Genomic DNA, 8,340 nt, shown 5'->3' on the forward strand with positions numbered 1-8,340 from the left:
GACCTTGTCTTGCAGGCGGTTCTTGGCTGGATCTGTCCTCAGACCTGCTCCTCGATGGCCTGCAGGGTCGTCATGGTGACTGGACGGCGCAACAGATTGTAGCAGGCAGCGAGCGTCACCAGCATCGCGCCGCCGCCGAGCAGCAGGAACATGGCCGGCGCGCCCATATGCTGCATCAGGCCGGCGGAAATGCCGGGTGTCGCGACATTGCCGATCGAATAGAGCAGGAGCAGTGTGCCGGAAGTGCCGACCATGTGCCGGCTGTGCAATTGCGAGGCGCCGAACGCCATCGCCACAGGATAAACGGTGAGAGCCGTGCAGCCATAGACGAAGAACAGAACGAAGAGCAGCGGCACCGAGGAATTGCCGAGCCAGGCGATCGCGGCGCAGAGAGTCACGGACAGGATTCCCTGGACGAGCAGTATGATCCTGCGTTCGAACCGGTCCGACAGCCAGCCGACCGGGGTTTGCGCCAGCATGCCGGCGATGCTGATGGTGGTAACCAGCCCGACCGTCGTCGCCGCCGAGAGGCCGATCTGGGTGCCGTAGATCGGCGTCAGCACGAAGATGTTCATGTTGGTGATGCCGCCCTGGAAGATCGCGACGACCGTCACCGGCGCCAGCCGGAACAGCGCCAGCGGGCCAAGCCGCTTGACCGGTCTCGCTGAAGCCGCATGCCCCGGATCGGTTGCAGGCAGCGCCGGCCAACGTCCGCCAACGAATTTGGAGACCAGCGCCAGAAGCACCGTTACGGCCGCGACCATGAACAGATGCGGCGATTGCGGGCCGACCAAGCCGACAAGGAGCTGCCCGAGCAGCACCGCGATCGCCGTCGTCAGCATGTAGAGCGAGAACAAGGCGCCGCGATTGTGCTGCTCGGCGTAGAGGTTGATCCAGCTTTCGCAGACGACGAAGAGCGACGCCATCGCCATGCCGCCGAGCAGGCGGAAGCAGATCCAGCTCGGCAGGAAATCGGTGAACACGAAGCCGCTAGCCGCCAGCAGCGCCAGCACCAGGATCACCACAAAAGTGCGCTCATGGCCGTATTGCGCGACCGCCGGGCGGGTGACCAGGCATCCGACGAGGAAGCCCACGGGATACGCGGTCAGCACGATCTGCACGACCTGAGGAGAAATGCCGGGCTTGCCGAGATGCAGCGACACGGCGGTGGTCAGCATGGCGCTGCCGATGCAGGCCAGACAGACGCCGACCATGATCGGCAGCATGGCGCGCGAGCGCTCTGCATTGTGCCAAAGCCTCATCGCGGATTGAGCGATCGACCTCATGGATGCGGCTGCGGCGGCTCCCCTGGCGTGACCGTTGACCGACGGCAGCCCGAGCAGAAGCTACACTTTGCCGTGATTGCCACAAACGAAGATTGGCGCGGCTATGGCTAAAATTTTTTTGGCCATCGCTGTGAAGGAAAGCGGCATCTCGGCTTTGCTGCGGGCTTTACAGTGGTTTTGCACCCTCCTTACCATAGGCAAAGGCCAGAGTCCGAGAACAGCGGAAGGGAACGATATGACGATCGAACGCCTGGAAAACGGACAGCGCTTCTGCCGGGTGCTGCGCTACAACGGCACCGTCTATGTGGCCGGCCTGACGGCGGATGATCTTTCCGGCGATACCACCAGCCAGACCAAACAGATACTGGCGAAGATCGATGCGCTTCTGGCCAAGGCCGGCAGCGACAAGTCAAAGCTCTTGAGCGCGCAGATCTGGCTCCGCGACATCGCCGATTTCGAGATGATGAACACGGCCTGGGACGCCTGGATCGACAGGAGCGCCATGCCGGTGCGCGCCACGGTGGAAGCGCGGCTTGCCGGCGACCAGTATCGCGTCGAGATCATGGTGACGGCGGCCGTCGGCTGAGCGGACCGGTGAGGGTGCGCCAATGCATGAGCTGGTGATCAAAGGCGGACGCGTGGCGCTCGACGATGGCTGGGCCGAGTGCGACATTGGCATTGACGACGGCCGCATCGCCGCCATCGGCAAAGGCCTATCCGGCCAGAAGTCGATCGACGCCGGCGGCCGCTGGGTGATGCCCGGCGGCATCGATACGCATTGCCATCTCGACCAGCCCGTCTGGGGCGGCGCCGGCAATGCCGACGATTTCTATGCCGGCACGATCTCCGCGGCGTTCGGCGGCACCACCTGCATCGTGCCGTTCGGCATGCCCGGACAGGACATGACGACGATCGCCGCCATCGACCGCGCGCTGGAGCGCGCGGCGGGACGCGCCGTGATCGACTATGCGCTGCATGCCGTGGTGACCATGGGCACCGGCGCCGATGTCGAGGCCCAGCTTGGCGCGCTTGCCGGGCGCGGTATCGCCTCGGTCAAGCTGTTCATGACCTATCAGGGTTTTGCCGTCGACGACGATCTGTTCTTCAAGGTTCTCGACACGGCGCGGCGGCTGGGCTGGATCGTCATGGTCCATGCCGAGAACGACGCCGCGATCCGCCGCACGCGACAGCGGCTCATCGATCTCGGCCGCACTGACATCCGCTATCATCTGGTGGCCCACAGCGAGACGATGGAACGCGAGGCGACGCATCGCGCGCTGGCCTTCGCCGAAATGACCGGCGCGCGCATGACCATCGTGCATGTCTCGTCCTGGCAGTCGGCCGAGGAGGTGGCGCGGGCGAAGGCGCGTGGTGTCGACGCGATCGCCGAGACCTGTCCGCAATATCTGTTTCTCGGAGCCGCCGATCTCGATCGCCCGGCGATCGACGCTGCACGCTTCGTCTTCTCGCCACCGCCGCGCTCGCCGCGCAGCCATGAGCATCTGTGGCGCGAACTGATCGAGGGCGGCATCGACCTCTGGTCGTCCGACCATTCGCCATATTATTTCGCCGACAAGATCGGCCGTTCCGAAACGCCCGGCTTCACCACGACGCTGAGCGGCATTCCTGGCATCGAGACGCGGCTGCCGCTGCTGTTTTCCGAAGGGCTGCTGACCGGCCGACTGACACTCGAACGCTATCTCGACCTCACCTCACGCAACGCCGCCTCGATCTATGGGTTCGCCGATCGCAAGGGCCTCATCGCCGTCGGGCTCGATGCGGATCTGGCGCTGTGGGATCCGACGGTGCGCTGGACGCTCGGACATCAGGCGCTGCATTCGCGCGTCGATTTTACGCCCTACGAGGGCAGGGTCGTCACCGGCCGGCCGACCACCGTCCTGGTGCGCGGCGTGCCGGTGGTCGCCGACGGCAAGCTGCAGGCCGAACCAGGCTTCGGTCGCTTCGTGGCACGCAACGCCGCAGATCCCGAGCTCTCGGGAAAACCAGTCGAGGATTGGACGCCATGGCTCGATGCCTGACCATCGCCGTTTGCCAGACCGGGCCGATCCAGCGCAGCGCCACGCGCGCCGAGACGGCCGGGCGCCTGGTGCATCTGCTTGAGAAGGCCGCTTCCGCCGGCGCCGAGATTGCCGTTTTTCCGGAAATGGCGCTCACCACCTTCTTCCCGCGCTGGCGCATCGACGACCAGGCCGAGATCGACGCCTTCTTCGAAGCCTCCATGCCGGGGCCGCAAACGCAGCGACTCTACGATGCGGCCGGGCGCCTGAAAGTCGGCTTCGCGCTAGGCTATTGCGAGCTGACGCAGGAAGAGGGCCGCACGCGCCATTTCAACACCATGGACCTGGTCGGGCCGGACGGCGCCTTCATCGGCCGCTATCGCAAGATGCATGTGCCGGGGTCGAGCGAGCCGGAAGCGGGCATCACCACGCATCTCGAACGGCGTTACTTTGAACCCGGCAATCTCGGCTTTCCGGTCTACAACTATCGCGGCGTTCGTGTCGGCCTCGCCATCTGCAACGACCGCCGCTGGCCCGAAACCTATCGCATGCTCTGCCTCAACGGCGCGGAGGTGGCGCTGCTCGGCTACAACACGCCGCTCCTGCTCGACGAGGCGCCGGCGCTGGCGCATCTGAGAATGTTCCACAACCATCTGCCGATGCAGGCCGGGGCATACCAGAACACGCTCTGGATCGGGGCCGCGGCCAAGGCCGGGCTGGAAGACGGTCAGGCGCTGATCGGCGGCTCCTGCATCATCGCGCCGACCGGCGAGATTGCCGCGCAGGCGATGTCGCTCGACGACGAGGTCATCGTGCACCGCGCAGATCTCGATCTGATCGAGACGTGCCGGAAAGTGAACTTCAACTTCGCGCTCTATCGCCGTCCGGACCAGTACAAGCGCATCTCGGATCCGGTCTGAGACAGCGATGAGCCTGATCGAGACCAGATGCAGCCAGGCGCCGCTCGCGGCCGACCCGCTGACGCTTGGCGAGATCGTCGAGAACGGTCTTTGCATCGGCTGCGGCCTCTGCCGCTCGATCGCCGGCCCCGCCGACGTCGAGATGGTGATGACACCGGAAGGGCGCGAGCGGCCGGTGGCGTTGCGGGCATTGGATAAGCCGACATTGGCGAAGATCAACGCCGTCTGCCCGGGAACACGCATCGCCGGTCCGGCCGCGGCGCAGATAAACGAGGCCGCGTTGGCGGACACGGTCTGGGGACCGGTCGAGCGGCTTGTGCTCGGTTCCGCCGCAGATCCGACGATCCGGTTTATCGGCTCCGGCGGCGGGACACTGACGGCGCTTGGCCAATTCCTGCTCAGCTCGGGACGCGTAAAATTCGTGCTTCATGTCGCGGCGTCGCGCTCCATGCCGATGCGCACGGAACGCAAGCTGAGCTTCGACGCCGCCTCGGTGCTCGAAGGCGCCGGCTCGCGCTATGGGCCGGCGGCGACGCTGGTCGATTTCAACGATGTTCTCGATCGCGGCGAGCCGTTCGCGCTGATCGCCAAGCCCTGCGACATCACCGCCGTGCGCAACCTGGCGCGGCTCGATCCGCGCGTTGACGAGCACATGCGCTATGCGCTCGCCTTCGTCTGCGGCGGCGCCTCGGACCTCACCAAGTCGGAACAGGTGCTGCAGCGTTTTGGCCTCGGCGAGGACGAGCTGGCCCTGTTCCGCTACCGGGGCCATGGCAATCCCGGCCCGAATCGCATCGAAACCAAGGACGGCCGCGCTTTCGAGATCAGCTACCGGCAGCTCTGGGAAGACGAGGACAAATGGATGATCCAGCCGCGCTGCAAGATCTGTCCTGATGCGATCGGCCAGGTGGCGGATATCGCGGTCTCGGATTCCTGGCTGAACGGCGGGCCGGCTATAGAGGATGAACCGCTCAACGGCATCATCGTGCGCACGAAGCGCGGGCGGGAGCTGTTCGACGCGGCCGTCGAGGCTGGCGCCCTGCAGATCAAGCGCGAGAGCGACATTGCCGAGATCGGCGAATTGCAGTCGCATCAGGTGCGCAAGCGGCGCGCCGTCTGGGCGCGGCTGAAGGGCATGGCAATCGCCGGCAAGCCGGTGCCTTTTGTCACCGACCTCGCTTTGCGGGATTGCGCCGCGCAGAATTCGCCTGCCGACAATCTGGCCGAGGGGCGGGGCGCCCGCGACCGCGCCCGCCGCGGCCGTCTGGGCGAGCCGCCTGCGAAGCCGCGCTGAGCAGTTTAGGGGGATCGATGAGCGAGCAGACCGAAGTGATCATCATCGGCGGCGGCATGGCCGGCGCCGGCGCCGCGTACGAGATTTCGCGCGACAGGAAGGTCGTGCTGCTCGAGCGGGAGAGCCATTGCGGCTACCACACCACGGGGCGTTCGGCCGCAAGCTTCACCGAGAATTACGGCAACGGCGTCATCCGCCGCATCGTGCTGGCCAGCCGCGCCTTCCTCACCGAGCCGCCGACGGGTTTTTGTGATTATCCGCTGCTCAGCAAGCGCGGCATGATCACAGTGGCGCGCGCCGACCAGCTCGACCTGTTGCGTGAGGATCTGGCCGCCGCGCAGGCGCTAGTGCCCTCGATCGTTGCGATGACGCCGGACGAGGCGATCGTGCGCGTGCCGGTGCTGCGCCGGGACTATCTCGCTGGCGCTTACATCGAACCGAATTCGATGGATATCGACGTCAACGGCCTGCACCAGGGTTTTCTGCGCGGCGCGCGGGCGCGGGGCGCGCGCATCGTCACCAAGGCTGGTGTCAGAGGCATCGGCAGGCAGGGCGGACAGTGGCGGGTCGAGACGGAAGCGGGACCATTCCTTGCGCCGCTGATCGTCAATGCGGCCGGCGCCTGGGGCGACGAGATCGCGGCCATGGCTGGCGTCCGTCCGATCGGGCTGCAGCCGAAGCGCCGCACCGCTTTCAATATTCCCGCACCTGCGGGTATGGACATAGCCGACTGGCCGCTGGTCAACGATGTCGGCGCCGAATTCTATTTCAAGCCGGATGCCGGGCAGCTCTTCGTGTCGCCGGCCGATGCCACGCCATCGGCGCCGATGGACGCCTTTGCCGAAGACATCGATGTCGCGATCGGCGCCGAGCGTCTGGAACGGGCGACGACGATCGAGGTGCAGCGTGTCTCGCGCTCCTGGGCTGGCTTGCGGACATTCGTTTCCGACGGCTCACCGGTGGTCGGTCCCGATGACGAATTTCACGACTTCGTCTGGCTGGTCGGGCAGGGCGGTTACGGCATCAAGACCTCGCCGGCGCTATCGCGCGTCTGCGCCAGCCTGATCGCCGGCGGCGGCCTGCCGGACGATGTCGCGAGGCAAGGCGTGTCGCTGGACGATCTGACGCCGCACCGGCTGCGCAGTGTCCAAGCCGGCAAGGTTGCCTCATGAACAGCGCCGTCCTTACGGCCGGAGGTCAACTGGCCGGACGCATCCTGGAGACACTCGCTGAAGCCACGGCCGACGCGCCAGGCGTCACGCGCGTCTCCTACGGGCCGGGCGAGCGCTTCGCCCATGATCTCGTGCGCAACGAGGGAGAAAAGCTCGGCGCGGTCGCACGCACCGACGCCGCCGGCAATCTCTATTTGACGCTCAGTGGCCGCGACCCGAACCTGCCGGCTTTGGTCGTCGGTTCGCATCTCGACAGTGTGGCGCATGGCGGCAATTTCGATGGGGCCGCCGGCGTCGTGGCGGGCCTTGCCCTGATGGCGGAACTGATGGCTCAAGGCATCCGATTGCCGCGCGACCTCGTCGTGCTGGCGACGCGCGCGGAGGAGGCGGTCTGGTTTCCATTGTCCTACCCGGGCAGCCAGGTGGCGCTCGGACTGCTCGATCCGGAGGCGCTTGAAGCAAAACGATCCGACAGCGGCCGTACGCTGGCTGATCATATGCGCGAGGAAGGGTTTGACCCCGACGCCGTGCGGCGCGGCGTGCCTGGTATCGATGCCGACAAGATTGCGGCCTTCGTCGAAGTGCATATCGAGCAGGGGCCGCGCCTTGTCGCCGCCGGTGCGCCGGTCGGCATCGTCACCGGGATTGCCGGCGGGTTCCGCTATGTCGATGCGAAATGCCTTGGCGCTTACGCTCATTCCGGCGCCGAGCCGCGCTTTGCCCGACATGACGCCGTGCTCGGCTTTGCCGATCTCGTCGCCGCGCTTGAGATCGAATGGGATGCGTTCGAACGCGAAGGGCATGAGGCGACGATCACCTTCGGCCGGCTTCAATCCGATCCGACACAGCATGGCGGCAGCCGGGTTCTGGGCGAGCTCGGCTTCACGCTGGACGTGCGCAGCGCCGACGCAACGGTTCTTGAACGTGTCGAGGCGCGGCTTCGGACTATTCTCCCCGAAGTCAGCGCTAGGCGAGGCGTGGCGTTCGAACTCGGGCAGCGTTTCACTTGGGAGCCGGCGACGATGTCACCGGGGCTGATCGCGGGCCTAGATCGCGCTGCGACCGCGTTGCAGATCCGGGCGCCGCATGTGCCGAGCGGGGCGGGGCACGATGCGGCGACCTTTGCCGGCGCAAGCATTCCGACCGCGATGGTCTTCGTGCGCAATGAGAATGGCAGCCACAACCCGCATGAAGCAATGGAGATCGCCGACCTCGATCAGGCGATCCGTCTGCTTGTCCGCTTCGTCACAGACTTCGACAATACCTTGGATCAGCCATGAACCTCGCCAAGACCGCTTTGCTCGTCATCGACCTGCAGAACGAATACCGCCCCGGCGCCGCATGGCCGGTCACCGGCTATGACGCGGTGCTCGCCAATGCCGCTGCGCTGATCGCAACCGCCCGTGCGGCGGGCGTGCCCGTCATCCACGCGCAAGCCTGGGTGAAGCCGCAGGAACGCGACGGCTATGCCCTTCAGGAAGAGATCCTGACCGAGGAATTCCGCTCCGCAGTGGCGGGCAGCAACGGCGCCGAAATCTGCGCCGAGGTGGCGGCACTGCCCGGCGACATCGTCATCCACAAGCACTGGCCAAGTGCCTTTCGCCGCACCAAGCTTTCGCAGCGGCTCGCCGCGGTTGGCATCGAGAACCT

At 66.0% G+C, this 8,340-nt stretch carries 8 protein-coding genes; 7 read left to right on the forward strand and 1 reads right to left on the reverse strand.

All coding sequences use genetic code 11. The features are described from left to right. Nucleotides 1-38: 38 nt before the first annotated feature. Nucleotides 39-1,286 carry an MFS transporter gene (locus EOA23_RS28420; protein ID WP_127306594.1) on the reverse strand — a complete coding sequence of 416 codons (1,248 nt, stop codon included), beginning with the start codon at nt 1,284-1,286 and terminating at the stop codon, nt 39-41. A 235-nt stretch (nt 1,287-1,521) separates the two neighbouring features. Here EOA23_RS28420 and EOA23_RS28425 point away from each other — a divergent pair, with 235 nt between their 5' ends. From EOA23_RS28425 to EOA23_RS28455, 7 genes are all read left to right on the forward strand, one after another. After that, complete coding sequence (locus tag EOA23_RS28425) at nt 1,522-1,872, forward strand: RidA family protein (protein ID WP_041007422.1); 351 nt, start codon at nt 1,522-1,524, stop codon at nt 1,870-1,872. A gap of 22 nt (nt 1,873-1,894) precedes the next feature. Beyond that, the gene (gene hydA / locus EOA23_RS28430) at nt 1,895-3,325 is read left to right on the forward strand and encodes a dihydropyrimidinase (RefSeq protein ID WP_127306595.1); all 1,431 of its coding nucleotides are present in this window, start codon (nt 1,895-1,897) and stop codon (nt 3,323-3,325) included. Further along, the gene (locus tag EOA23_RS28435) at nt 3,310-4,224 is read left to right on the forward strand and encodes a nitrilase-related carbon-nitrogen hydrolase (RefSeq protein ID WP_127306596.1); all 915 of its coding nucleotides are present in this window, start codon (nt 3,310-3,312) and stop codon (nt 4,222-4,224) included. The genes hydA and EOA23_RS28435 overlap by 16 nt, the downstream gene beginning before the upstream one ends. A gap of 7 nt (nt 4,225-4,231) precedes the next feature. Next, a complete protein-coding gene (locus tag EOA23_RS28440) occupies nt 4,232-5,518 on the forward strand; it encodes a Coenzyme F420 hydrogenase/dehydrogenase, beta subunit C-terminal domain (RefSeq protein ID WP_127306597.1) in 1,287 nt (428 codons plus the stop codon). A 17-nt stretch (nt 5,519-5,535) separates the two neighbouring features. Continuing rightward, nucleotides 5,536-6,690 carry an FAD-binding oxidoreductase gene (locus EOA23_RS28445; protein ID WP_127306598.1) on the forward strand — a complete coding sequence of 385 codons (1,155 nt, stop codon included), beginning with the start codon at nt 5,536-5,538 and terminating at the stop codon, nt 6,688-6,690. Then, nucleotides 6,687-7,970: a Zn-dependent hydrolase gene (locus tag EOA23_RS28450; protein WP_127306599.1), complete on the forward strand. Its 1,284-nt coding sequence runs from the start codon at nt 6,687-6,689 to the stop codon at nt 7,968-7,970. Before EOA23_RS28445 ends, EOA23_RS28450 begins: the two co-directional genes overlap by 4 nt. Next, nucleotides 7,967-8,340 (forward strand): isochorismatase family protein (locus EOA23_RS28455; protein ID WP_145966503.1); only part of this gene is annotated, 374 nt, incomplete at its 3' end. The genes EOA23_RS28450 and EOA23_RS28455, both read left to right, overlap by 4 nt.

Source organism: Mesorhizobium sp. M2A.F.Ca.ET.042.01.1.1, from assembly GCF_003997405.1.
Taxonomy (GTDB): Bacteria; Pseudomonadota; Alphaproteobacteria; order Rhizobiales; family Rhizobiaceae; genus Mesorhizobium.

Excerpts from the sequence above, each read along its gene's own strand:
- EOA23_RS28420 (WP_127306594.1), bottom strand. The coding sequence starts at position 1,286 with ATGAGGTCGATCGCTCAATCCGCGATGAGGCTTTGGCACAATGCAGAG.
- EOA23_RS28425 (WP_041007422.1), top strand. The coding sequence starts at position 1,522 with ATGACGATCGAACGCCTGGAAAACGGACAGCGCTTCTGCCGGGTGCTG.
- hydA (WP_127306595.1), top strand. The coding sequence starts at position 1,895 with ATGCATGAGCTGGTGATCAAAGGCGGACGCGTGGCGCTCGACGATGGC.
- EOA23_RS28435 (WP_127306596.1), top strand. The coding sequence starts at position 3,310 with ATGGCTCGATGCCTGACCATCGCCGTTTGCCAGACCGGGCCGATCCAG.
- EOA23_RS28440 (WP_127306597.1), top strand. The coding sequence starts at position 4,232 with ATGAGCCTGATCGAGACCAGATGCAGCCAGGCGCCGCTCGCGGCCGAC.
- EOA23_RS28445 (WP_127306598.1), top strand. The coding sequence starts at position 5,536 with ATGAGCGAGCAGACCGAAGTGATCATCATCGGCGGCGGCATGGCCGGC.
- EOA23_RS28450 (WP_127306599.1), top strand. The coding sequence starts at position 6,687 with ATGAACAGCGCCGTCCTTACGGCCGGAGGTCAACTGGCCGGACGCATC.